General features: G+C 41.3%; 25 protein-coding genes. 7 read left to right on the forward strand and 18 right to left on the reverse strand.

The window, feature by feature from the left end:
• Positions 1-7: 7 nt before the first annotated feature.
• Positions 8-793: a Cof-type HAD-IIB family hydrolase gene (locus EV207_RS05470; RefSeq protein WP_132744468.1), complete on the reverse strand. Its 786-nt coding sequence runs from the start codon at positions 791-793 to the stop codon at positions 8-10.
• A gap of 456 nt (positions 794-1,249) precedes the next feature.
• Here EV207_RS05470 and EV207_RS05475 point away from each other — a divergent pair, with 456 nt between their 5' ends.
• The gene (locus EV207_RS05475; protein WP_132744470.1) at positions 1,250-1,459 is read left to right on the forward strand and encodes a DNA-dependent RNA polymerase subunit epsilon; all 210 of its coding nucleotides are present in this window, start codon (positions 1,250-1,252) and stop codon (positions 1,457-1,459) included.
• Between the two features lie 3 nt (positions 1,460-1,462).
• Positions 1,463-3,133 (forward strand): ribonuclease J1, encoded by a 1,671-nt coding sequence (gene rnjA / locus EV207_RS05480; RefSeq protein ID WP_132744472.1) that lies wholly within the window; start codon positions 1,463-1,465, stop codon positions 3,131-3,133.
• Positions 3,134-3,185: 52 nt separating this feature from the next.
• Here rnjA and EV207_RS05485 read toward each other — a convergent pair whose 3' ends face one another.
• The 5 genes from EV207_RS05485 to EV207_RS05505 form a co-directional block, all read right to left on the reverse strand.
• Complete coding sequence (locus EV207_RS05485; RefSeq protein ID WP_132744474.1) at positions 3,186-3,857, reverse strand: potassium channel family protein; 672 nt, start codon at positions 3,855-3,857, stop codon at positions 3,186-3,188.
• A complete protein-coding gene (locus EV207_RS05490) occupies positions 3,854-4,870 on the reverse strand; it encodes a cytochrome d ubiquinol oxidase subunit II (protein WP_132744476.1) in 1,017 nt (338 codons plus the stop codon). The genes EV207_RS05485 and EV207_RS05490 overlap by 4 nt, the downstream gene beginning before the upstream one ends.
• A gap of 174 nt (positions 4,871-5,044) precedes the next feature.
• Positions 5,045-6,871: an ABC transporter ATP-binding protein gene (locus EV207_RS05495; protein WP_132744478.1), complete on the reverse strand. Its 1,827-nt coding sequence runs from the start codon at positions 6,869-6,871 to the stop codon at positions 5,045-5,047.
• An 11-nt stretch (positions 6,872-6,882) separates the two neighbouring features.
• The gene (locus EV207_RS05500) at positions 6,883-8,637 is read right to left on the reverse strand and encodes an ABC transporter ATP-binding protein (protein WP_132744479.1); all 1,755 of its coding nucleotides are present in this window, start codon (positions 8,635-8,637) and stop codon (positions 6,883-6,885) included.
• 540 nt (positions 8,638-9,177) lie between these two features.
• Positions 9,178-9,726, reverse strand: a complete 549-nt coding sequence (locus tag EV207_RS05505) for a peroxiredoxin (protein ID WP_132744481.1) — start codon at positions 9,724-9,726, stop codon at positions 9,178-9,180.
• 258 nt (positions 9,727-9,984) lie between these two features.
• Here EV207_RS05505 and EV207_RS05510 point away from each other — a divergent pair, with 258 nt between their 5' ends.
• Positions 9,985-10,836 carry a mechanosensitive ion channel family protein gene (locus EV207_RS05510; RefSeq protein ID WP_132744662.1) on the forward strand — a complete coding sequence of 284 codons (852 nt, stop codon included), beginning with the start codon at positions 9,985-9,987 and terminating at the stop codon, positions 10,834-10,836.
• 25 nt (positions 10,837-10,861) lie between these two features.
• Here the strand turns inward: EV207_RS05510 and EV207_RS05515 are convergent, their stop codons facing one another.
• The 8 genes from EV207_RS05515 to EV207_RS05550 all read right to left on the reverse strand — a co-directional run bounded on the left by EV207_RS05515 (position 10,862) and on the right by EV207_RS05550 (position 19,307).
• Positions 10,862-12,208 carry a TrkH family potassium uptake protein gene (locus EV207_RS05515; protein WP_243646956.1) on the reverse strand — a complete coding sequence of 449 codons (1,347 nt, stop codon included), beginning with the start codon at positions 12,206-12,208 and terminating at the stop codon, positions 10,862-10,864.
• Positions 12,209-12,235: 27 nt separating this feature from the next.
• A complete protein-coding gene (locus tag EV207_RS05520) occupies positions 12,236-13,576 on the reverse strand; it encodes a TrkH family potassium uptake protein (RefSeq protein ID WP_132744483.1) in 1,341 nt (446 codons plus the stop codon).
• A 24-nt stretch (positions 13,577-13,600) separates the two neighbouring features.
• Positions 13,601-14,887, reverse strand: coding sequence for a hemolysin family protein (locus EV207_RS05525; protein WP_132744485.1), 1,287 nt, complete (start codon positions 14,885-14,887; stop codon positions 13,601-13,603).
• A gap of 118 nt (positions 14,888-15,005) precedes the next feature.
• Positions 15,006-15,248: a YkuS family protein gene (locus tag EV207_RS05530; RefSeq protein ID WP_132744487.1), complete on the reverse strand. Its 243-nt coding sequence runs from the start codon at positions 15,246-15,248 to the stop codon at positions 15,006-15,008.
• 60 nt (positions 15,249-15,308) lie between these two features.
• On the reverse strand, positions 15,309-16,424 hold the full coding sequence (locus EV207_RS05535; protein WP_132744489.1) for an N-acetyldiaminopimelate deacetylase: 1,116 nt from the start codon (positions 16,422-16,424) through the stop codon (positions 15,309-15,311).
• Between the two features lie 24 nt (positions 16,425-16,448).
• A complete protein-coding gene (locus EV207_RS05540) occupies positions 16,449-17,636 on the reverse strand; it encodes an aspartate aminotransferase family protein (RefSeq protein ID WP_132744491.1) in 1,188 nt (395 codons plus the stop codon).
• A gap of 14 nt (positions 17,637-17,650) precedes the next feature.
• Positions 17,651-18,370, reverse strand: a complete 720-nt coding sequence (gene dapD, locus EV207_RS05545) for a 2,3,4,5-tetrahydropyridine-2,6-dicarboxylate N-acetyltransferase (RefSeq protein ID WP_132744493.1) — start codon at positions 18,368-18,370, stop codon at positions 17,651-17,653.
• A gap of 79 nt (positions 18,371-18,449) precedes the next feature.
• Positions 18,450-19,307, reverse strand: a complete 858-nt coding sequence (locus tag EV207_RS05550) for a LysR family transcriptional regulator (protein WP_132744495.1) — start codon at positions 19,305-19,307, stop codon at positions 18,450-18,452.
• A gap of 171 nt (positions 19,308-19,478) precedes the next feature.
• Between EV207_RS05550 and EV207_RS05555 the strand changes: the two genes are divergently transcribed.
• Entirely contained in the window at positions 19,479-19,871 is a 393-nt protein-coding gene (locus EV207_RS05555; protein WP_132744497.1) for a VOC family protein, read from the forward strand.
• On the opposite strand, the gene EV207_RS05560 is transcribed toward EV207_RS05555, so the two are convergent.
• On the reverse strand, positions 19,868-21,361 hold the full coding sequence (locus EV207_RS05560) for an MDR family MFS transporter (RefSeq protein WP_243646957.1): 1,494 nt from the start codon (positions 21,359-21,361) through the stop codon (positions 19,868-19,870). The genes EV207_RS05555 and EV207_RS05560 overlap by 4 nt on opposite strands.
• 139 nt (positions 21,362-21,500) lie before the next feature.
• Positions 21,501-21,968, reverse strand: coding sequence for a cyclic-di-AMP-binding protein CbpB (cbpB, locus tag EV207_RS05565; protein WP_341539793.1), 468 nt, complete (start codon positions 21,966-21,968; stop codon positions 21,501-21,503).
• A gap of 276 nt (positions 21,969-22,244) precedes the next feature.
• Between cbpB and EV207_RS05570 the strand changes: the two genes are divergently transcribed.
• A complete protein-coding gene (locus tag EV207_RS05570) occupies positions 22,245-22,439 on the forward strand; it encodes an aspartyl-phosphate phosphatase Spo0E family protein (protein ID WP_132744499.1) in 195 nt (64 codons plus the stop codon).
• 30 nt (positions 22,440-22,469) lie between these two features.
• Here EV207_RS05570 and EV207_RS05575 read toward each other — a convergent pair whose 3' ends face one another.
• A complete protein-coding gene (locus EV207_RS05575; RefSeq protein WP_243646958.1) occupies positions 22,470-23,390 on the reverse strand; it encodes a 5'-3' exonuclease in 921 nt (306 codons plus the stop codon).
• 119 nt (positions 23,391-23,509) lie between these two features.
• Between EV207_RS05575 and EV207_RS05580 the strand changes: the two genes are divergently transcribed.
• Complete coding sequence (locus EV207_RS05580; protein WP_132744501.1) at positions 23,510-23,707, forward strand: hypothetical protein; 198 nt, start codon at positions 23,510-23,512, stop codon at positions 23,705-23,707.
• A 166-nt stretch (positions 23,708-23,873) separates the two neighbouring features.
• Complete coding sequence (locus tag EV207_RS05585; protein WP_243646959.1) at positions 23,874-24,791, forward strand: nuclease-related domain-containing protein; 918 nt, start codon at positions 23,874-23,876, stop codon at positions 24,789-24,791.
• Between the two features lie 464 nt (positions 24,792-25,255).
• On the opposite strand, the gene EV207_RS05590 is transcribed toward EV207_RS05585, so the two are convergent.
• A complete protein-coding gene (locus EV207_RS05590) occupies positions 25,256-26,254 on the reverse strand; it encodes an inorganic phosphate transporter (protein WP_132744503.1) in 999 nt (332 codons plus the stop codon).
• Positions 26,255-26,256: the final 2 nt, after the last annotated feature.

A 26,256-nucleotide genomic window follows, 5' to 3' on the forward strand; every position in this document is an offset into this window, starting at 1 on the left:
TCTTTATTTATACACCTGTGAGTAACCCGACTTCTTGCAAGCCATGGTAAATGCCATCTTGGTCAACATGTTTTGTAATAAACCGCGCGGCATTTTTGGTTTCATCCAAAGCATTCCCCATTGCAATCCCGTAATTTACAAATGATAGCATCTGGATATCATTAAGTGCATCGCCAAAGGCATACGTGTGTCTTACATCTATTTTAAGACTATCTAATAACTGTTTGATCCCCAATGCTTTAGAGCCCCCGGCGGGAATAACATCTGTTGAATATTGGTGCCACCTAATATATTCAAAATCAGATTTCAATTTAAGATATTCAGCCTCATCGTTTGCCTCACAGAATAAAAGGGCTTGATAAATCTCATTGTTATTATGGAACGACATATCAAATAACGGCGGGTTCATTTTCAAATCATTGAAGCTTGTTTTTATAAAGGGGTCGCCATCCCGATTTGATGCCATTGATTCCGAGGAAAAAAACGCCATCGGGTGACCAGCAGCTGTCGCCTTTTCTTCTAACAACACGAGAGCTTCAGCCGAAAGTGGATTTTTAAATACGACATTATTGTCATGGACAACGTATTGCCCGTTGAAGCTTACAAATGTATTAATATTAAGCTCTTTGCGGATCTCCTCAAACATGAACGGAGCCCTTCCAGTTGCAATTGCCGTAATAACACCATTTTCTTGCAAATGTTTTATAGCCTGCCTTGTAGAATCCGGGATCTGTTTTTCATGATCTAATAATGTGCCATCAATATCAAAAAAGACAATTTTTTGTTTGGTCACGGGCTGAATCCTCCTAGCTTTTCATTGATGGGCATTTCTTTGATGCGCCAATAATAATTATAACAGTTTACTAAAAAAACTTATGCATCTCAAGTCTTTTGTCCAAACTAACATTGGTGTTTTATATCAAACATACATGGTTCACAGTATTTTTGCGCAAAATAAAATAAGCCATGTGTCTATTGTGTGGTCAAGCTTTCCTCATTTCACCTGGTAAGACATCAAGGAGGGATGACCATGTTACGAAAAGTGAAACAAAGATGGCTGAGACGGATGAGAGATCTGCTAAACAATAAAAACCGTTTAGCACAGGGTTAATCACACGGCCGGCGTTTCTAAAGGCGCCGGCCAAATATTACTTTGAATCAAGGGAACATGAATATTAATGAAAAACATTTGTGTTTCCTATATAATAGAGGAAGATTAGTTCTACAGGACATATAAGGAGAGGTTGACATGATTTACAAAGTGTTATATCAGGAATCAAAACAAGAAGTACCGATTAGGGAAAATACAAAAACGTTATATATGGAAGCAGACAGTGAGCGTGTTGTTCGAAAGAACCTGGCTGACCGCCAATATAACATTGAATTTATCCAAGGACTAGAAGGGGATTTTCTAAATTACGAAAAATCCTCGGAGAATTTTAAAATGGAGAAGATATAAAATATGAAATTTGTAAAAAACCATCAAACAGCAGTTTTTGCATTAGGAGGCTTAGGTGAGATCGGTAAAAACACCTATGCTGTCCAATTCCAGGATGAAATTATCCTAATTGATGCTGGCATTAAATTCCCTGAAGATGAGCTTCTTGGTATTGATTATGTCATTCCTGATTATACTTACCTGGTGAAAAATGAAGAAAAAATAAAAGGTCTGTTTATCACACACGGCCATGAGGACCATATCGGCGGCGTTCCTTATCTGTTAAGACAAGTGAACATACCTATTTACGCCGGGAAGCTTGCTGCCGGGCTAATTAGAAACAAACTTGAGGAGCATGGGTTGTTAAGACGGACGAAGCTCCACATCATTGGTGAAGATGATGTAATTAAATTCCAAAAAACTTCTGTAGCCTTTTTCAGAACAACGCACAGTATCCCTGATTCATATGGGATCGTTGTCAAAACACCTCCGGGCAATATCGTTCATACCGGAGACTTTAAATTTGACTTCACTCCCGTTGGGATGCCGGCTAACTTGACCAAAATGGCCGAAATCGGCAAAGAAGGCGTGTTATGTCTGCTTTCAGACAGCACAAATGCTGAGGTACCTAATTTCACCATGTCAGAACGTCAAGTTGGAGAAAATATTACTGATATTTTCCGCAAAGTAAAAGGAAGAATTATCTTTGCAACCTTTGCATCCAATATTCACAGACTTCAGCAAGTCGTAGAAGCTGCCGTTAGCACGGGCAGAAAGGTTGCTGTTTTTGGCAGAAGCATGGAAGCTTCAATTACAATTGGACAAGAATTAGGTTACATTCGAGCTCCCAAAGAAACTTTCATCGACCATCAGCAAATTAATCGCCTGCCGGAAAACAAAGTAACGATCCTTTGTACCGGGAGCCAAGGGGAACCAATGGCTGCTTTGTCCCGGATCGCAAACGGCACACACCGGCAAATCCAAATCATACCTGGCGATACCGTTGTGTTCTCATCATCCCCAATACCAGGGAACACAGTGAGCGTTAATAAAACAATTAACCAATTGTATCGCGCTGGTGCAGAAGTCATTCATGGACCATTAAGCGATATTCATACATCAGGCCATGGCGGTCAGCAAGAACAGAAGTTAATGCTTCGCTTAATTAATCCAAAGTTCTTCATGCCTATCCATGGGGAATACCGCATGCTAAAAAAACATATGGAGCTTGCCAGAGATTGCGGTGTACCGCTTGACCACTCCTTTATAATGGACAATGGCGATGTGCTCGCCCTTGAAAGCAATGAAGCCAGTGTTGCCGGGAAAATCCCTTCCGGCTCAGTATATATTGACGGCAACGGAATAGGTGATATCGGCAACATCGTATTGAGAGACAGAAAAATCCTTTCCGAAGAAGGCCTTGTCATTGTCGTCGTCAGCATTAACATGAAGGAGCACAAAGTGCTTGCCGGACCTGATATCATATCAAGAGGTTTTGTCTATATGAGAGAATCCGGAGATCTGATTAATGACGCTCAAGTTCTGTTAAGCAGGCATTTGCAAACTGTAATGGAGAGAAAAACAAGACAGTGGTCTGAAATTAAAAATGAAATCACCGATACTTTGGCGCCATTCCTTTATGATAAGACCCGCCGTAAACCAATGATCCTTCCGATTATTATGGAAATTGATTGAAAATAAAGCTCCCTATCCATTTGGAAGGGAGCTTTACATTTATATTAACAAGTTATTCGTTTTCCAATAGTTGTTTTTTAAAACGGTCGATATCTGAGTCTGAGCCAATGACGATCAAAATATCCCCGCTGTGAACCGTTTGGTCGGCTCTTGGCGACACATTAATCTTCCCGCCCACTTTAATTGCAACGATGTTGACGCCATAGTTGGCCCGGACATCCAGCTCAATAAGTGTCTTCCCGTCCATCTTTCGCCCGGCAATAACCTCTACTATGCTATGTTCATGGGATAGTTCCAGATAATCGAGCACACTTGAGGATGTTATATTATGGGCAACTCTAACGCCCATATCCCTCTCAGGATGTGCCACCCTGTCAGCCCCAATTTTATTCAAAACCTTCTCATGATAATCATTTTGCGCTTTAGCTGTAACTTTTTTGACTCCTAATTCCTTCAACATTAACGTTGTTAAAATGCTCGCTTGAAGATTATCGCCAATCGCTACAATCACATGGTCAAAATTTCGGAGCCCTAAGCTTTTCAGCACACTTTCATCAGTTGAATCAGCGATAACCGCATGAGTTGCGATGGGTGTGAATTCATTGACGCGATCTTCGTCCATGTCAATAGCCAGGACCTCCGCGCCCTCTTCGCTTAGAGTCCGGCAAATACTGCCGCCAAACCGGCCAAGGCCAATCACTGCGAATTGTTTTTTCACGATCATTCCTCCATATCATATAAAGCCCTTATATCTAATCTAGCTAACCGGGTCAATAAAATCAACATTGGTATGGCGAGAGCCGCTGCCATTGATCCAATGAAGACAATGACATAAGCACTCCCTGATAAATTAGAAAGACCTGTATTTACTCTAATTAATGGATAAAGAATATAAGGTAAATGGGAGATCCCATAGCCGAAAAAGGCAAAGAAAAATTGAAGCAATACAAAGAAAAACGCTGTGCCATATGCCATTTTGCGAAATACCAAAGTAACCGCAATAAAAAAACTGACGAGCGACAGTAAAAACATCCAAGCCAGATTCAGCATATTATTAAAGTGCTCAGGGTTATGAATTTGCAGCGCCGCAAATACGAGACCGCTTGCTAAAACCGTCGGCACGCTCATTGCTAAGGCATAGGTCCTTAATTTTTCCATAGCAGGCTGATTGCCCACTTTTGACGCTAAAAAGATCAGGAACATCGCGCTTATATAAAGGACACTGATCACGGCAAGTATAATAACCGCCCACGTATAAAAGCTCGTCATTAAGCGGCCAAAAATAGAAATGATATGTCCCCCGCCCTCATGGATATAGCCGCCTTCACTAAGGGTTAAAGCTGTGGAAAGCACTGCAGGAATCATGAGGCCTGTTAATCCATACAAGAATAAATGAATATTACTCCTTGTCATCCCGTTATGATTGTAGGCATAGAAGGAACACCTAATGACAATTAAAACTAACACGATCATCCCCGGGATAAGCAGTGCCGGACGGAAATATTCAGCTGTCTTAGGGTAAAAATCGAGCACAACAGCAAAGAAAAGAATAGTCAAAGCGCCCGCTGCTTCCCAAAATGGGGATAAGTATTGGCGGAGAAAATCATTCAGCACAAGCTTTCCGCCCGCTAATCTTTCGTAAAGGGAAAAAAGCCCTGCACCGAAATCAATTGAAGCAACGATAAGATAACCGTAAAACAAAATCCATAATACAATGATACCTGCCCATTCTGCCAAAGGTGCCACCTCCTATTCCCTAATGTGTTATATTTTCAAATTTGTGATTCATTTCACATAACAATATACAAATTTAATCCTTTTACCGTTATAATATACTAAATCCATTGTCTTTTAAAGTCTGAACAAAATAGAAAATAAAAAACCGCTCTTCGCGGTTTTTTATTTTTTGTATTATGCAATTTCTGCATTATTAAATTGACTAACAACGAGCTCAAAGTATTTACCGTGTTTTTTCATAAGTTCATCATGATTGCCTTGTTCCAAAATATTTCCTTCTTCCATAACAACGATTTTGTCAGCGTCCCGAATGGTCGAGAGCCTGTGGGCAATGATGATTGACGTTCGGCCTTTTAACAATTTCTTCATTGCCTCTTGAATGATAAGCTCCGTCTCTGTATCGATGCTTGCCGTTGCTTCGTCTAATATAAGAATCTTAGGGTTTGCAAGCAGTGCCCTCGCAAACGACAACAGCTGTCTCTCACCAACTGATAAGACGTTGCCGCGCTCTTCCACTTCCGTTAAGAAGCCGTCAGCCAGTCTTTCTATAAAATGGTTTGCTCCTACAGCCTCCGCCGCCTTAATGACCTCGTCATCCGTGGCATCCGGGCGGCCGAAGCGAATGTTTTCCATGATCGTTCCTGAGAAAACAAAGGTATCCTGGAGCACTGTACTGACGCCCGCTCTTAGTTCATCCAATTTTATATCCATGATATCGATCCCATCAAAACTTACCTTGCCTTTGGTTGGATCATAGAATCGGCCAATTAAGTTGGCAATGGTCGTCTTGCCTGATCCGGTATGGCCAACAAGAGCAAACGCTTCCCCAGCTTCAATGTGGAGATTAATGCCCTTTAGGGCTTTTCGGGTTTCGTCATAGCTGAATTCAACGTCAGATAACTCAATTGTTCCATTGATGTTATCCATGCTCTTCGCATCCGGCTTTTCTTTTACGTTTGGTTTTTCATCAAGAAATTCGAAAATCCGTTCCGAGGACGCCATGGCGACAAGCAGCTGATTGTAAACTTGACCAAGCCTCGAAATCGGTGCCCAGAACATACCGAGATAAAAGGCAAAGGAAACAAAAACGCCGATCTCAATGGTCCCTACATTAATTAAATGGGAGCCGTACCAAATTAAAATCACTGAACCTATCGCATTAGACATGTCGACAAACGGGCGAAATACAGCGTTTTTTTGCGTTGCTTCCCGCCAGGCATCATAGTTTTCCGTATTAACGCCATTAAAGAAAGACATGTTTTCTTTCTCCTGTGTAAAGGATTGGGTTACCCTGACCCCTTGAATACTTTCATTTAAATGTGAATTCAATTTTGACATTTTCAAACGGACCTTCTGCCAGGAACGACGAATACTGCGTCTAAGCTTTGTTGATATAAGAAACATTAAAGGCATAACGATCAGCACAGCTAAAGCCAACTGCGGACTCAAGGAAAAGAGAATGACAAATATGCCTATAAGCATCACTAAATCCATTAAGGTATTAATAACACCGTTCGTAAACAAATCTTGCAATGAATTGACATCATTAATAATTCGGACCAAAATTGAACCCGCAGACCGTGAGTCAAAAAAACGGTGTGACAACCGTTGAACATGGTTGAACAAATGCTTTCTCAAGTCATGGATCACATATTGACCAAGCTTGTTCGTTAACCTGATCCGGTAGACATTACTTATATAGTTTGCCAAATACAAGAGCGCTGTTATGGCAACCAAAATGGAAAGCAGCGTGTAATCCTTGTTTTTTATTGCTTTATCAAAAGCGTATACACCAATAATAATCGGGACAATAAGCCTGACGGCTGTTCCAACAATCATCGATAATATGGCGTATGGAATCAATGTTTTCAAATAAGGCTTCATGTATCCGAATAATCTTGAAAGCTGCTTCCAGTTAAATGGTTTTTCGATGACATTATCAGTCTTATAGTAAAATCTTTCTTTTCCCCGCCTTGATTCTGTCGTTGCATCCTTATTCATTCCCTCACCTCCTAATAGACCTTTTGTTTGATTAAATCTGCATCCTTATACTGAATGTTATAGATTCTCTTATAGGTTCCGTCCGTTTGTTCAAGCAGCTCTTTATGGACGCCTCTCTCAATAACCTTGCCATTCTCCAGAACGATAATTTCATCAGCATGCTGGACTGATGAAATTCGGTGGGCGATGATGAAAGTTGTTCGCCCCTTCATCAATTCCCTAAAAGCTTCTTGAATCTTAGCTTCTGTCTGCATATCCACCGCACTTGTTGCGTCATCCAAGATAAGAATGCTTGGATTCACAAGCAATGCTCTTGCAATCGAGATTCGCTGTTTTTGGCCACCCGAAAGGCCCATGCCCCGTTCACCAAGCACTGTATCATAGCCATCAGGCATTTGGCTGATGAACTCATGAGCTTGAGCACGCTTCGCTGCATCAATCACCTGTTCATCTGTGGCATCGGGATTTCCGTAAGCGATATTGTCCCGGATTGTTGATGAAAACAAGAAATTTTCCTGCAGGACAAAACCAATATTTTTCCTTAATGATTTTAGTTCATATTGATCAACAGACTCGCCATCAATTAAGATTTGTCCTGATGTCACATCATAAAAACGGGCTATAAGCTGGGTTATGCTCGATTTCCCGGCCCCTGTTGCTCCCATTAGGCCAATCACCTGACCCGGTTTTGCTTCAAAAGAGACATCCTCCAATGCGTACTTATCCTCGCTAGGATACTTAAATGATACGTGATCGAAGGCAACATGCCCCTTTAATTGATCAGTCACGATGGCACCGTCCGGTGAGTAGATGTCCTCTGGCTCATCAAGAACCTGCAGTAGCCTCTCACCTGAAGCCTTAGATTGTGAGAAGGTATTAATAATAAAGCCCAACCCCATTAAAGGGTCCATGATGTACCATACAAGGCTGAAGAAGGCAACGAGTTCTCCAGGCTGAATGCGGTCAATCGTTACAAAATAACTGCCAAGGGCTAATAATAATACGACACAAATATCGCCGATGAACTCCATTAAAGGGAAATATTTAGCCCAGATCTCGGATGTATCAAGATAATCTGTTTTATATTTATTATTGCTCGAAGAAAAGCGATTAATTTCATAGTCTTCTCTTGATAGAGACTTAACTGTGTTCATCCCGCTGACATTTTCCTGAACTCTGGTATTCATTCCAGCAAGCGACAATCTGATTTTTCGGAATGCCGGATGGACTCTTCTGTCAAATCTATAGACAGCCACTCCCAAAAAGGGCGTCATTAATAAAGTAATCAACGCCAGCTCCCAGGAGTAATAAAACATGACCACGAGACTGAAACCAATGATTAAAATAAAGTTAAACAATTGGGCAAAACCAAAAGACAGAAAGAACCTAAATCCCTCAACATCCGCTGTTAACCGTGACATAAGGTCCCCTGTTCTCGCATTATCATAATAACGAAACGGCAAATATTGCAGTTTTTTATAAAGCGCCTTTCGTAAATTATAAACGGAGCTGATCCCGAACAGATCTCCCCAATACTGATGAAAATACGATGAAAGACCTTTGACCGCCATAATTAATAGAAAGCCGATAGCCAGATAAGGAACAAGATTAAAATGATTTCCAATGATGACCCGGTCTATTGTTTGCTGCAGCATAATTGGATAAACAACACTAATGCCTGTAACAAACAGTAAAAAGAAAATTGACCCGAAGAATAGCTTCTTATATGGCCAGTAAAACTCTTTGAGACGTTTGAAAGTGTCCAACGCTTGCACCACCCATCCTTCATATCTTTTGAAGCCAGCCCGTTCTAATTGGAAATGATCCAAAAACAGAGCGTTATATAAATATATCGGATTTCGAAATAAATAACCATGGCTCAAATGATTGAAATATGCTAAGAATAAGACATTTCTTTCAACATGGCTTCATTTTGCTATAAAAACACTACATTATTGCGATTTTTTTTGAGATTTCTTCGATTATCTCCCCACTTTATTGCATCAAAATCCCATTTATTTAATAGGGTTTTGACATCCCTTAGTCCATTAAAGAAAACTTGCCGATTGGCAAGCCTTTCACAGGCGCAGCCAGAGGCTTAGCTGCACTTATGTGCGTCGGAAAGTTTATACTTTCTGATTAACTAAAGAAAACTTGGCTTATCGCCAAGCTTTTACTTTTTACGGCGAAAGCCTTAGTTGCACTTATACTTTATACCGCTTTTTCGCTTTAGCGAATTTAAACTTTCTTAAAGTACAAAAAAAGGATCTAACATAAAAGTTAGATCCCTTAAGTATGATTTTTAATTAAACTTTAAGTGTATCTTGACCAGGCTTCCAGTTCGCCGGGCAAAGTCCGCCTGTTTGGAGGGCTTGCAGCACACGCAGTGTTTCATCAACATCACGGCCGATATTGTTGTGGTTAACAACGCTGTATTGCAATTCTCCTTCGGGGTTAATGATGAAGAGACCGCGGAGTGCAACGCCTTCTTCTTCGATTAGAATACCGTATTTTCTTGTAACTTCTTGATTATGATCCGCGGCAAGAGCATATTTAAGATCTCCTAGACCGTTATCTTCGCGCGGCGTATTAATCCAAGCAAGGTGTGTGTGTATCGTATCTGTAGAAACACCAACAACCTCTGCATCAAGATCCTCGAATTCATCGAAACGGTCGCTTAGAGCTGTGATCTCAGTCGGACAAACAAAAGTGAAGTCCATAGGGTAAAAGAAAAGGACTGTCCACTTATCATTTTTCATATTTTCCTCAAGGCTGACTTTACCAAATTCCTTGTTTGGTAATACGGCTTCCATTTCAAAGCGGGGAGCCTGTTTACCTACCATACGTTCTGGCATAATCTAAATCCCTCCTGGTACATTTTCCTCTTTGATCTGAGGTTACAATAGTCATTATAGTACACGCCTAAATTTAAGTCAATTTTAAATGATAATAAATTTAATCTAGGCAGATAGCCTAACCAAAAAGGCTGTAAAACAACATTTCTCAAATGAATGTTATCATTTGAAGACTCCTCTTATTATCGTTTATAATTTCAATTAGTATTCCCTAAATAGTGTTTCCTAATAATGATACCCGTATAAGGAGCTGAGATGATGATCGACTTGCTAGCAAAGATCCATTGGGAAGACATTTTAAAAAACACCGGTTTTATTATCCTAAAGATTATTGTCATTCTAATTGTATTTTGGATCGCCAAAAAAGTTGGCGAACGATTTATTGACCATACCTTCACCAAGGTTAAAGGAAAGAAAGCGGCATCTATTGGGCGTGTACACACTTTAGAACGCCTCACAAAAAACATCTTTTCCTACGTCTTATCCTTTATTTTGATTGTTATCCTTTTCGGCATTTTCCATTTTGATGTGTCCGCACTGATTGCCGGTGCAGGCATAGTAGGACTTGCCATTGGATTTGGTGCGCAAGGCCTTGTAAGTGATGTCGTCACAGGCTTTTTCCTGCTGCTTGAAAGACAAATGGATGTCGGTGATTACGTCACTTTAGCCGGCTATGATGGCGTTGTAGAAGAAATTGGTTTGAAAACAACGCAATTGAGAGGGTTCGATGGGACGCTTCATTTTGTTCCCAATCGTGAAATTTCAAGTTTAAGCAACCATTCAAGAGGAAATATGAGAGCCCTCGTTGACATCGGGATTTCTTATGATGAGAATGTTGATAACGCTTTGGGTGTTTTACAAGCGATTTGCAAACGGATAAAAGAGGAAAATGAGCTAATTATCGAAGGCCCTGATGTTCTTGGCGTGCAAACACTTGGTAGTTCAGATGTCGTCATTCGCATTATTGCCCAAACAGTAAATGGCGAACAATTCGGCGTTGAAAGAGAAATACGCAAAGCGATCAAAGAAGCCTTTGATGAACATAATATCGAAATTCCTTATCCACACCAAGTCTATGTCCATAAAAAAGAGCAAGAACGGGATGCCTAGCCACAAGGGGGCTGACCCCTTGTTTTCATCCGGTAAACACATCGCCGTTAGGGTAGCGGATGTTGCGCTTACCGGGCGCTGACAATGAGAAAGCCAATGTTAATAATCCTAGACGGCCAAAGAACATCATCAGCATGATAATCCAGCGGCCTGGCGTTGACAGCTCCCCAGTCAATCCCATAGAAGCCCCCGTGGTTCCGAAGGCAGACACCGTTTCAAATAATATTATCAGAAATGACCCATGACCGTTTTCAGTTATCATTAAAGCTATGACAGCAACAAACAATACAGTTAAACTAACAAATACGATTGTAATCGAACGCATGATAGTCGACATCCTGATCGTTCTGTTAAAAGCGATGGTTTTATCTTTTCCGCGGACAAATGAAACAACAGCAAGGATAATGACGAGAAACGTCGTGATTTTAATTCCGCTCGCGGTTGATCCGCTTCCGCCTCCAATGAACATCATCAGCATAAAGGTAATAGCCGTTCCCGGTTCTAAATTGGCATAATCTATTGTGCCAAAGCCCGCTGTACGAGCTGAAATACCTTGAAAATAAGATGACAAAAGTTTTTCTTGCAAGGTCATGTCACCAATGGTACCCGGATTATTGTATTCGAGAACAAAAAAGGTCAGAATGGCTATAACATTGAGAATAATGGTCCCATATATCATCAGTTTGGAATGTAATGAAAGCTGATGGAATTCCTTGCTGTACCAAATATCAATCAATACAGTAAAGCCAATGCCCCCTGTTGTTATAAGCAGGGTTACGACTAAATTTACGATCGGGTCACTGGAAAATTGTCCTAAACTTTTTGGCCAGAGGGCAATCCCGGCATTATTGAAAGCTGTAATGGAATGAAAGAGACTATAATACGCCCCTTTAAGAAAGCCCAGCTTTGGAATCATGACCAATGACAAAAAAATAAAGCCCACGAGCTCAATAGCTAAAGAGATGAGCAAAATCATTCTAACAAGACGAATGATTCCTCCTACCGACGGATGGTTCAATGACTCCTGCAGCAGCATGCGCTGCTTGAGACCGATCCTTTTTCCGAGCAGCATAATAACAAGAACAGCAAAGCTCATAAAACCTAACCCGCCAATTTGTACAAGGCATAACATAATGATTTGCCCAAAAAGGGTAAACGCTGTGCCAGAATCAACAACTGCTAAACCTGTGACTGTAGTGGCTGAGGTGGCTGTAAATAGCGCATCCAAAAAACTTATAGGTTTTGTCGTTGATATTGGCAACCATAAAAGGATGGCCCCTAACAAAATAAATACAGTATAACCCAAAGCCAAGATTTGAGGTGGATTCAGTTTTATTGATTTGGGATTCTTAATTCCATTTAGAGCAGCCACAGTATCATTCCCTTAATCCTAAAAAAATTATCCAGTAAAGACATCGCCATTTGGGAAACGAATATTCCCTTTTTTGGGTACCGAAAGCGAGAATGCCAGAGTTAGCGGCCCCACCCTTCCAAAGAACATCATAAACATAATAATGCAGCGGCCAGGTGTCGACAAATCATCAGTGAGCCCCATTGACAATCCCACTGTCCCAAAGGCAGAGACAGATTCAAACAGTAACCTGATGAATGATGCATGCTCAGTTATCGTCAACAGAAGCGTGCCAATAAATAAGACTGTCATACTTATTACAGCTACAGAAATTGCTCGTATGACGGTTGAAAATCGGATACTTCTACCAAATACAACCGGTTCATTTTTCCCGCGGATAAAGGTGATAACTGCAAGCAATATGACAAGAAAAGTCGTTACTTTGATACCGCTCGCCGTAGAGCCGCTCCCGGCACCAATGAACATTAACATGATTGTAATAATAACTGTTCCAGGGTGAAGGTCGGACATGTCCACGGTCTGAAAACCGGCAGTCCGTGGCGTTATTCCTTGAAAATAAGATGTTTGCAGCTTATCAAATAATGACATTTTCCCGATTGTATCCGGATTATGGTATTCAAAAACAAAAAAGATAAGAACGGCCGTCACGTTTATAGTAAGTGTTCCAACAATCATCAATTTGGAATGTAGTGAAAGCTGATGGAATTCCTTGCTGTACCAAATGTCGGACAAAACCGTAAAACCAAGACCACCCGTTATGATCAGCAGAGTAATAACGAGATTAACGACGGGGTCGTCGTAAAATCTAGCCAGGCTGTCGGGCCATAATGCAAAACCGGCATTATTAAAAGCTGAGACGGAGTGGAACAAGCTATAATACACACCTTTAAAAAAGCCGAGTTTTGGTACCCAATCCAATGATAAAAGGCAAGTCGCCACAAATTCAATGGCTAATGAAAAAATTAATAATACCTTCACAAGACGGACAACACCGCCGACCGAAGGCTGATTTAAAGCTTCCTGAACAAGCATCCTTTGCTTTAACCCGATCCTTTTTCCAAGCAGCATGATCACTAAGACGGCAAATGACATAAATCCCAAACCGCCGATTTGGATCAAACACATAATGACGATTTGGCCAAATAAATTAAATGTCGTTCCAGGGTCAACAACGACAAGCCCGGTCACTGTCGTTGCCGAAGTCGCTGTGAATAAGGCATCCAAAAAACTAATGGATTTATTCGTAGAAATGGGCAGCCATAAAAGAATGGCTCCCGTAATAATTAGTAATAGGAAACCCAGCGCTAATATTTGCGGTGGATTAAGTTCACGAAGTAACTTTTTATTAGACTTCTCTGTGCCCGCCAAATTATGTCTCCCCTTACACGCAACCTATTTACGAACGCTTTTGATACTTACCTTTTTAATTTGGGTCCCTTCAGCTTCCAAAACCTCGAGTATCACATCATTTGTCTCTACAATCGTTCCGACATCGACATCGTCCTTTTCTGATAAAATATAGCCTCCGATGGTATCAACCTCTTCGTGCTGCAGGTCTGTTTTTAATAAATGATTAAGATCATCGATCAGCATTTTACCATCAACAATATAATCATCTTGAGCGTTTTTTTGCAGCATCGGTTCTTCATCTTCATCAAATTCATCACGGATTTCTCCGACAATTTCTTCAAGTATATCCTCAACTGTGACGATGCCTGAAGTCCCGCCGTATTCATCAATTAAAACCGCCATGTGGACCCGTTCTTTTTGCATTTTAACTAATAATTTTTTGATCGGCATCGTTTCCAAGACACTGATCATCGGTCTGATAAAATTTTGCAGATCCTGCCTGCTGGCGAGTGATGCGTGAAAAAGTTCTTTAATATTAACCACACCTATAACATGGTCCTTATCCTCTTTAACAACCGGGTAACGGGTATATTTTTCGTTTCTCATGATCCCAATATTTTCTTCAAGGGACCGATCTTGATATAAGCATACAACTTCAGTCCTAGGGACCATGATTTCCCTGGCTATGCGGTCGTCAAACTCAAAGATCCGATTGACATAACGATATTCCGATTGATTGATTTCACCGCTTTCATAGCTTTCAGAGAGTAAGAGCCTCAATTCTTCTTCCGTATGAACATTCTCCTGTTCACTTATTGGCTTGGCACCGAAAAGTTTGGCAACGAGAATGGCGGATCCGTTCAAGACCCAAATGAATGGATACATCACATAATTAAAAGCGATTAATGGTCTGGCAAAGGAAAGCGTAACCTTTTCCGCTTGCTGGATGGCAAGGGTCTTCGGCGCTAACTCTCCAAGAACGACATGAATAATCGTAATGACCACGAACGCCAATACCACAGATAAAGTTAAGGCGATAGCATCACTCAATGGGAAATAACCGAATAAAAGTTCAAGATAATGGCCTATGGTCGGTTCCCCTAACCAGCCGATCCCCAAAGCGGTCATCGTAATCCCTAATTGACATGCTGATAAATAGGCATCAAGTTTGTTTAATACCTTTTGTGCGGCAATTGCTTTTTTGTCCCCTTCTTCTGCAAGGGTATCAATTTTTGTTTTCCGGACTTTTACGATGGCAAACTCAGTTGATACAAAAAATGCAGTCAGTAATATTAAAACGATTAGCACTGCGATATTAATAATTGTCATTCACTCATTTCCTTATTTCCGATTAACTAAACTCGTCAAAGATATCGATATTATAACCTAACAGGGAAAACTTGTCATTGGGTAAATTAAAAAGGCAGCATTGAGCGCTGCCTTTAGCCTACCTTAATTGTGAATCAACGGCCTCGCATACCTGATTAGCATTTAACCCTCTAGCATCGATCACCGGACCTTGAGTCACCACATTTTGAATACCCATGACATTTTCGTCACCGCCTGTTATGACACAACAATCGCACCCTTGGGCATCATTATGTGTTTTAAGCGGGATAACTTGATAACCCTTGCCTTCCAGAGCTTCTTTAACATTGGTCAAAGATTGTTCAACAGCAATTTTTGCCATGATCACACCTCCTTGACCTTTAGCTTCCCAATTACTCTAAAAGGCTATTCCACAATTTTTCTAACTGTGTTCCCCGCTTGCCATAAATCCAAAAATAACCTCTATGGCTTTTGCAATCGCCTGCTCATCTGGCTTTAGCCTTGATGAATGCAGACCGTATTCGGAATCAACACCAAGCCAAAACATAAAACCCGGTATTTCTTTTAAAAAATAGCCAAAATCTTCCCCTGTCATCGCTTCCGGACAAACCGTCAGCCCGTGTCCTTCATTCTCGCAAAACGCCATAAACTTCCGTGTCAGCACATAGTTGTTATAAACCTGATAATAGTTCGCACCGTAATCCAAAGCAGCGCGGCATTGATAAGCCGCTTCTATGCCAGCTATATGAGCTTCAATTTGATCCTTAATGCTTGTCATTGATTCTGGGCTTAACGCACGGATCGTCCCTTCAATTCTTGCCTGTTCGGCGATAATATTTTGTTTCGTTCCTCCGGTGATCTTGCCTATTGTAATGACACCCGCATCAAGGGGGTTAAGCCTCCTTGAAATAATGCTTTGGATCTGTGTGACAAAGGCGCTGGCAGCAACGACCATATCATTCGCCAAATGAGGATAGGCAGCATGACCGCCTGTCCCCTTAAAATCAATAAATAACTCGGAAGTGTTCGCAAATAAAAGCCCTTCTTTAATAGCAATCGTCCCAGCCGGATATTCCGGAGCAATATGAAGAGCAAAGATCATGTCAGGCTTCCACGCACGAAAGGCATCGCTTTGGAGCATTGGCAGAGCACCGCCTGGTCCCTCTTCGGCAGGCTGAAAAATAACGATGACATCATCCTTTATCGGATGTGTTGTGAGCCTCTCCAATAAACCAAGGGCTATGGTCATATGGAAATCGTGGCCGCAAGCATGCATGCAGCCTTCATGTTCTGACTTAAAAGAATAACCGGTCTCTTCCTGAACAGGTAAACCATCTATGTCACAACGATATCCTAATGTCCTGTCGGGTTTTGTCCCAAATACTTTTACAAGAATGCCTGTCCGCCATGTTTTTACTTCTAGTCTGTCTTGGGGGAGATGGTTAATTTCATTCAATAGAAAGGCTTGTGTCTTGTATTCTTCAAAGCCAAGCTCTGGAATTTGGTGAAGTGCTCGTCTGATCCCGATATAATCCATTCAAATCAACTTCCTTAAGTGTAATTAAAGATATTTCTTTAATGCTGTGATGAATCGGTCAACATCCTCTTTTTCAAGTGTTAAAGGCGGCAACAACCGAATGATTGTTTTTTGGGTAAGATCAATTAAAATGCCTTCCTCGAGCATTTTCAAACGGAGGTTACGGGCGGTCTCAGGTTCCCCATTAAGAACAATGCCAACCATAAAACCTTTTCCGCGCAGCTCATTAATGACATCATAGTCAGCTTTCAATCTATTCAGCTCTGACCAAAGATATTCGGATACCCCTCTTGATTTTTCTAGAAGCCCATCTTTCACCAAAAGATCGAGCACTGTGTTTCCTAATGCCGAGCTTAACGGTGAAGGGGCGAATGTTGTTCCGTGGTCACCCGGACCAAATAAATTTGAAAATTCGGGTTTAGCGATGACACCGCCGAGCGGCAAGCCGCCGCCGACCCCTTTTGCAAAGAGAATGATATCGGGCTGAATACTTGCTTGTTCATATGCAAATAATGTCCCGGTTCTTCCCATGCCTGTTTGAATTTCATCCATGCAAAGAAGAACATTTTCCTGTTTACAGATTTCTTGGACTTCTTGAAGATACTCTTTGGATAGCGGATAGACACCAGCTGAGCCAAGAACCGGCTCCATTAGCACAGCGAGCGGTTTTTCTTTCATAGCCGCCTTTAATTCTTCAATATTCTCAGGCTCAATTTCAATTATTTTATAATCAGGAAGCGGAAAATCTTGATAGACATGGGGTTGGCGCGTTAGTTTAAGCGCTCCAAGTGTTCTGCCGTGGAACCCTCTTTTAAGCACAACAATGCCATCACGTTCGGGAGCCTGTTTCATGCGATATTTATGAATCAGTTTAATCGCTGCCTCGGTTGCTTCAGCACCTGAATTGGTGAAGAAGACTTTCCCCCCTGTTGTCGCTTCCGATAACCTTTTTGCGAGCGTTATCGCAGGTGGATTCAAGTACACATTGGAAATGTGCAAAAACCGCTCGCCTTGTTCTTTCAACGTCTGAACAATTTTGGGATGTGAATGCCCGACCACATTGACTGCAAGGCCTGTGAACAAATCAAGATAGGCCTTACCGTCTGTATCATATAAATAATTACCCTCGCCCTTATGGATGGCGATGGGTAATTTTAATGTCTGGTATGTGGGCATAAGAAATTGCTTGTCAAGTTCTGCCCATTTCTCCATTTTTGCTTCTCCCCTTAGTCTTCGATTAATTGACGCAGTTCTTGCTTAATTTCTGTTTTAGAACGGGTTTTGTCATCCATTTGCTTAATAATGCGCGCAGGTGTTCCGGCTACAACCGCGTTTTCCGGCACGTCATTTGTTACCACCGCGCCCGCAGCGACAACAGCACCCTTACCTACAGTCACACCTTCTAAGATAACGGCATTTGCTCCGACAACAACGTCATCTTCAATCATGACCGGCTGTGCCGAAGGGGGTTCAACCACACCAGCCAAAACAGCACCAGCTCCAATGTGACAATTATTTCCTACTGTCGCCCGGCCGCCGAGGACCACATTCATATCAATCATCGTGCCTTCTCCGACAACTGAACCAATGTTAATGACAGCACCCATCATGATAACAGCGTTCTTGCCTATTTCAACCTGATCACGGATGATGGCACCCGGCTCAATTCTTGCCTGTACTTTTTTCAAATCAAGCATTGGGATGGCGGAATGTCTGCGGTCATTTTCCAAAACGTAGTCTTCTATTTTATCTTGATTTGATTCGAGAACCGATTTAATGGTTTTCCATTCGCCAAACAAAACACCTGAATTGCCGGTTATAAACGTCTTAGTCTCTGCGCCGAAATCAATAGTTTCTAAATCACCTTTTATGTATACCTTAACAGGTGTTGATTTCTCACTGTTCTGTATAAAAGAAATAATTTCATTTGCGTCCATCATTTTCATAGTTATTAATGCCTCCTGAATTTTTTAGTAATTTGTTATCATGTATCGTATATTATCGAACTTTTTCCCTAAAGTCTAATCATTCCCTTAGCATATCGATGAATGCCTTTACCTGTTTGTGCTCGAGTGCTTCCTCATGGCACAAAAGCCAGTTATCCCGGGTTAGGGGTTTGCCGTATTTATCCTGAAGGGGAATCTTATACACATTATCCCGTTCGGTCAAGCTAATGGATGGCAAAATGGCATAGCCAATGCCGTGAAGGGCCATTTGTTTGCATGTTTCAATTTGATCGACAATCATGGTTCTTTGTGGCGGTTTGGCAAACTGATGATGCCACCATTCCTGAATCTCTTGAAAATAAGTCGAATCGCTTCGGAATTGAATATAAGTTTTATCACTTTTACCCAGTTCTTCTATAGATGACATGCTCTTATCGACAAGGTGGAGAGCGTCTGAAAAGAGATGGATTTTTTCCCCGCGCCATTTTGGATCGCCTCGGATAATGCCAATGTGGCAATCCGCTTCATACATGTGCTGAAGGATTTCACTTGACCACCCTGTTACAAGTGAAATTTTGACGAGCGGGTGTTTTTCAACAAAACGCTTTAACACTTCCGGAAGCCAATATTGTCCAATGATTGAGGTAACGGCAAGTTTTAGCGTACCATATACCTCGGTATCGTTAGAGGCAATTATTTCTTTGACATCCTCTTCTCGGCTAAGTGTTTCACTGGCGTACGCGGCAATTTTTTCCCCGGCAGCGGTCAGTGCCAGACCCCGTTTTGACCGCACAAATATTTTGGTGTCCCAATCCATTTCGATACTATGGAGCCGCTGGCTTAAAGCGGGCTGGGAGACAAATAATCTTTCAGCCGCTTTCCGCATATTGCCTTCTTCGGCTAATACTGAAATAATTTGTAAATCAGACCGTTGCATGTCTTTTCCCTCTTTATATCTTTTTCTTCTATAAGTTTAACTTATTGCAATTAATAAAAACAATCAATTTTTCTTTTTACTAAAATTCACATATGATAGGAATTGAGAAAGATAATGACCTCGTTCTTTATTATTCAGCTTATTTTCGAATTTATTTAGGAGGCGATTTAAATGTGCGCGTTAATCAAAGCGATTGATCATGTGCAGGTCTGTATTCCACCAGGGAATGAGAACAAGGCAAGAAAATTTTATTCCGATATATTAGGCCTGCCGGAAATAGAAAAACCGGACGCTCTCAAACCTAAAGGCGGTCTTTGGTATCAAATCGGTCCTCTGCAGCTCCATATCGGCGTTGAAAACATGACGCGAGAGTTAGGTAAACGGCATGTCGCTTTTGAAGTTGTTGACATTGAAGAAGCCCGGACTTTACTTAATCAAAAAAGCATCCCGATAAAGAACGAGACCCCTATTCCAAATGTCGACAGATTTTCATTCCGAGATCCTTTTGGCAACCGGATTGAATTATTGCAAAAAGTGATTGTTCATCCAAAGAAAAAAGCCTAGGCTCTTTTCTTTGGAATGATTAATATTAATAACAAAGAAATAACGGCAAAAATAAATACACCCATGTAAACATGATGAAGGGCTCCTGTTAACCCCTCTCTTAAGAGGTTCATCGCCGGCGCGCTCAAATTGGCATCACCGCTTTGGCCTAACAATTGATTTGCTGAATCGATCGATAAATGCTCTCCGGCGCCTTTTTTATGAATAAAGGACTTAAGCTCTGAGTTAAGGATGCCGCCCAGGAATGCCGCGCCAACAGCACTTCCCATCATTCTCATAAACATGTTCGAAGCGGTTGCGACACCGCGCAGCTCCCACTTAACACTATTTTGTATTGACACAATAAATGTCGTACTTATCATCCCCATACCGACACCGATGATAAAAGAACCGATTCCGGCCCATAATGGGCCCTTGGCCGGATCCAAAAGAACAAAGAAAACTCCTCCAATAACCAGTGCATAGCCGCCGATGACAGCCAAGGTTTTATACCCATACTTTATTAACAATTTCCCTGTTACTGTTGAGGCAATCGGCCAGCCAATTGACATGGCTGTTAAGGTAAAACCGGCGACCACCGCTGATTTACCCATAACTACTTGAACAAAGGCCGGCAGGAAGCTTGACAGGCCAATTAAAACAATACCCGAAGTTAGGTTGACACAATTAGCAATGGCGATCAGGCGGTTTTTCCAAATTGACAGCGGCACAATCGGCTCCACCGCTTTCCTCTCTTGTAAGATAAATAGAATCATAGCTAATATGAAAATAATAACAAGCAGGATCGTTGGCGCTGACAGCCATGACCAAACGACCCCTCCTTGAATCAGAACGACCATCACGGAAGATATGGCTATAAACAACAATATTGAACCTTTATAATCAATTTTGTGTTTTGCCTGATTCAGATTTTCATGAAAGAAAAAGATTGTCCCAATCAGCGACAAAATACCAAGAGGAATATTCATCCAAAAAACCCAAGCCCAATCAAGATATTCAACGAAAACACCGCCTAAAGCGGGTCCAATGACGGCAGAAATACCCCAGACACTTGAAAGGTACCCCTGAATCTTTGCCCGTTCCTCCATGGTATAAAGATCGCCGACAATGGTCAGAGCGATCGGCTGAACCGCCCCAGCTCCAAAACCCTGAATAAATCGAAACAATATTAACAGCTTCATTGAAGGGGCGAATCCCGCCAATAGGGAACCAAGCAAAAATACAATCACACCAAATATAAATATTGGTTTTCTTCCAAACAGATCAGCCAGTTTGCCATAAATAAGAATCGTTAGGGCATTCATTAATAAATAGGCGGAGAAAACCCAGCTGTATAATGAAAATCCTCCCAGATCTCCAACAATATCCGGAATCGCTGTTGCAACAATAGTCCCCTCGATAGCCGCCATAAACATCCCTAATATTAGGGAAAGAAGGACAAGCGGGCGATTCGTTTGTCTCTTTTCCCCTTCCTGCATTGCTTGATTCATTTTATATCTTCTCCCGATCATCTCTAGTATGTTTGTCATTATATCAGAAAGATGTGTAAAGAAAAGCGCAGGCGCCTTGTTCAGCCTCGAAAAGCAAAGTAAAAAAAACCTGCCACATGGCGGGTTTTTTTAATGACCATTAGCTTTCAAGGCAGGCGGATTCTTTATTCTTATTATCCCTTAGGTAATGATTTAAGTATTTCAACAGCGCACTCCTAGTTAGGATCCCTTGATAGGCACCGTACTGATCCTCTACGCATAAAAACGTATGGTCAATCGATAACTTGATAGCATCCAGGAAGCTTTCGTTAGTCTTAAGAACAGGCGGCGTGTCATTCATTACTTCCCAGACTTTGTGCTCGCTTAATTTTTCAAATTCAATCCGTTCCATACCAAAAATAGAGTCCAAAATCAGCGTCTTGCTGACCACACCTCTCAATTTATATGAGGGGTCCAATACAGGAATCGCTGAATACCCTGTTTTCACCAGGACCAATAAGGCATGTTCCAAGGGGTTATCAACTTGGACATGTGCGACTTTATCGCCTGGTATGATCAATTCCATTATATCTTTATTTAAGACATCATCCATCGTAACCTTTTTCAAAAAAAATCCCCCTAATACTGCCTTTCTTTGCATAAGTAAGCGCTTTATATCCCTTAGTTTATCATAGTCACCTTTTATTATGATTGTGTCAAATGGATTAAAACTGCCATCTTTTAAATTATTGTCGAAAAAGATAATCAAAACCTGAAATTTTTTTGTCGATTATTGACAATTATGGGCGAAAAGCTTTAACTTTTTGTTGGTTTGTACGATAATATTATCAACTATTCAAATTATTGATAAAAAGCTTTTAGGGAATGAGAAGGGAGCCCTCTAATGCATCAGACTGATATCGAAAAAAAACGACAGCAGCTAATTAATATGGTTAATCAATATGGTCTTACTTCAACCAAGGCCCTGCTTTGCAGTCAGGAACTTGATCAGCTCCTCCAGCACTATCAGCAAAAAAAGCTTAAAAGCATGCAAAGTGGCAAACCATGTTCACCTTTTATAAATTCCGCCAAAACATAGGGCTTCTGTCATAACAGATCTTTTGGGTAATCAGTTTACCTTACGACCGGTTGCGATCCTTATATGTGCTTCCTGTATTGATTGATGGACCTCATGAAGTTCCCCCAATAATGATTTAAATTCAACAATATCAAACATGTCATTAACTCGCTTGACATCCATGTGCCATACAGCTTTTTCTAATTCAATTTTCACCGGAGCGTTACATGCAATTGTAGCAAGCTCTTTTGATAATGCCAACATTTCTATACCCTTTTCCAGTTTTCCTCTAACGCCTTTTGATAACACGCTTTGATTTTTTAAAATGTCATTTACGTTTCCAAAATCGTGAAGCAGCTTCAATGCTGTTTTTTCCCCGATCCCAGGCACCCCAGGATAATTATCACTTCGGTCGCCCATCAGAGCTTTCAAATCAACAATCTGTTCAGCCGTCAGGCCTTTCTCTTCAAACAGGACTTCTGAGGTATACCTTTTGAAATTACCAAAGCCTTTTTCCATAATAATGACGTGAATATTATCATCGACGAGCTGAAGGGTGTCGTGGTCACCAGTAAGGATATCAACTTCCATAGCCTTACTGTATGTCTTGGCGATTGTCCCCATCACATCATCAGCTTCGTATCCCTCAAGGCTTACATTTGCAATACCAATACTTTCAACAACATCTCTCGCCAGCTGAAATTGTGGAATAAGGTCTTCTGGCGGGGCAGACCTGTTCGCTTTGTATTGATCAAACATCTCCTTGCGGAAGGTTGGCTTCTCAGTATCCCAGCAGCAAATGATATGTGTCGGGTTCACAACCTTCATCGCCTGCCACATATACCTGATAAGCCAATGCACACCGTTTGTGGGCACTCCCAGTTCTGTTCTCCGAATAGAGCCGCGGTAAGCTGTGGCAAAATATCCCCTAAAAAGCAGCGCCATGCCGTCAATTAACATTAACTTTTGCATAAAATAGTCTCCTTGGTCAATCATTCTAAAGATCATTATACATGATAATCCCCTGTTTAAAAACCCTTTACAGGAACATTTGTTCCCTTTAAAATGAAAATAAAGTGGTGGTGATAGGATTGGTTCGTTATACCGTGATGGAAAGACAGTGGGTTGCCGGACAGATGCAGCTGATTATAATGGATTGGCGTGATGCCAAAATCATTACCCTCACATTAGACGATCTTGAGGACCCTTCCGCCGATCCGGCTTTGAAGGAATTTTTGGATGACAACATCGGGAAATTGAAGGGAGCATGTTGGAGGGACAGCCTTTAAGGGAAGCATAAGAAATTTGGAAATAAACGGTGATTAATAAAATGCCTAAGGGGCTTTAAGCAAAGGGTATTTTAAAACTTTTGCATAAAAGGAGGTTAGTCGAGGGCAGGCACGCCCTTCAACGGTGGTATTTTATAAAATTTTAAAATGGAGGGAATCAAGAAAGTTGGATCAAAAAATGCTTGTTAAACCGCGCTATGAACCACTGGAATTAAAATTGTACAGATACCTACATGCCCGAACAAGTTTATCGGCCAAAGATTTGAACTACTATCGAGGCCTTGCGAAAGGGTTTAAGGGCGAGCAAAAGTTTGATATGCGGCTCGAAAAATGCTCCAATGATTGGCTTATTCTAAATGACTTATTATTTGAAAAAAGCAATACTGTTTTTCAAATCGATACGATAGTGATATCTCAAGAGGTGACCTACCTTTTCGATGTGAAAAATTATGAAGGTGATTTTTATACCAAAAACAATCAGTGGTACACAATATCGGGAGACGAAATAAAGAATCCATTACTTCAGTTGAAACGGAATGAAAGTTTATTCCGGCGATTACTACAAGACCTGGGCTCTAACGTACCGATTGAAGCATATCTCATCTTCATACACCCCGAGTTTCACCTATATCAATCCTCACCAAACTTGCCCATTATTTTTCCAACACAGTTGAATCGATTTTTGAACAAAATAAACAAGAAACCATCAAAATTAAATGAGGGACACTCAAGGCTTAGCAACCAGTTATTATCTGCCCATTTAAAGGAGTCACCTTACACAAAACTTCCCGTCTATCATTATGATCAACTCGAAAAAGGTGTACCCTGTGCTAACTGCAACACTTTTCTGACCGATTTCAATAATGACACCTTAATATGCAAAAAGTGCGGATGTAGGGAAAATACAGACGCTGCCATTTTAAGATGTGTGGAAGAGTATAAAATACTTTTTCCTGATAAAAAAGTGACCACAAACGCCATCCATGATTGGTGTAAAATTATTTCATCGAAGAAAACCATTCGCAGGGTGCTTTCGAAGAGGTTTGAAGTTGTCTTAAAAGGCAGATCCTCTTACTATCTCTAAAAACCATCACTCTTCCAATTGACATCATAATTAATACCTGTGTATAAGCTGGCATTGGCCTTTTACCGGTATCCAATCACAAATTAAAACCTATTCGTTACCGCTGACGCTTGTTTTCCCGGCCCTCGGGCACGATTAGCTCTATTCGTTACCGCTGGCTCCTGTTTTCCCGGATCTCGGGCATGATTAGCTCTATTCGTTACCGCTGACGCCTGTTTTCCCGGCCCTCGGGCACGATTAGCTCTTTTTCGTTACCGCTGGCGCCTATTTTCCCCGTTCACGGGCACAATCCAAACGTTTGCGTGCCCGCAACTTTCCTTTTTCCCCGCCGATGGGCTATTTTCATGCCCGCGCTCACCCCTTTTTCTCGGTTTACCGCCCAACCTCTCTAGCCCCAGCCACAACAGCTATTCTCTCCCAAATAAAAAAAGCCTGCCAAAGTGGCAGACCTCGAACTGGAAATATTAGGAAAATAATGCTAATAATTGATAAATAACAGCAGCTAGCACGGCGGTAATAGGCAGGGTAATAACCCATGTAATGACAATGCTTCTTGCAGTGCCCCATTTTACCTTTTTAACGCGTTCTGAAGCGCCGACACCCATGATCGAAGATGAGATAACATGTGTTGAGCTCACGGGTAAATGGAGAAAAGTAAAGCCAAAAATGATTATTGCTGAAGATAGATCAGCAGCGGCGCCATTGACAGGTTTTATTTTCATAATTTTACCGCCAACGGTTTTAATAATTTTCCAACCGCCGATTGATGTACCGATAGCCATTGCCACCGCAGATGAGATACGCACCCACATAGGAATATCCATTGATGAATGGTAATTAGCTGATATAAGCGCCAGCGTAATAATACCCATTGCCTTCTGCGCATCGTTTGTTCCGTGTGTAAAGGATTGCAGAGCAGCTGTAAATATTTGAAATATCCGAAAACCCTGATTCGTTTTCGATAAACTGAAATTTTTGAACACATAACCAAAGATGGTCATGATAATGAATCCGCCTGCAAGTGCAATGATTGGCGAGATAATTAGGGCTTCAATAATGCCGAAAAAGCCATGATAGTTAATCGCTCCGAAGCCTAGTGCAGAAATGCCGGCACCTGCCAATGCTCCGATAATCGCATGTGAAGAACTGCTTGGAATGCCGAAATACCATGTGACAAGATTCCATATTATTGCGGATATTAAGGCGGCTAGTACAATTATCGAGCCGTTTTCAATCGTAAAAGGGTCAATAATCCCCTTGCCAATCGTTTTGGCTACCCCGGTAAAAGTTAATGCGCCGATGAAGTTCATTGATGCAGCTAATAGGATGGCAACCCGCGGTTTCAATGCTCGGGTGGACACCGATGTTGCAATAGTATTAGCCGTATCATGAAATCCATTTATAAAATCAAACAGCAATGCAAAAACAACGATGAGTATAGTTAAGATGAGCAAACTATCCATAA

It is taken from the genome of Scopulibacillus darangshiensis (assembly GCF_004341035.1).
Taxonomy (GTDB): Bacteria; Bacillota; Bacilli; order Bacillales; family Sporolactobacillaceae; genus Scopulibacillus; species Scopulibacillus darangshiensis.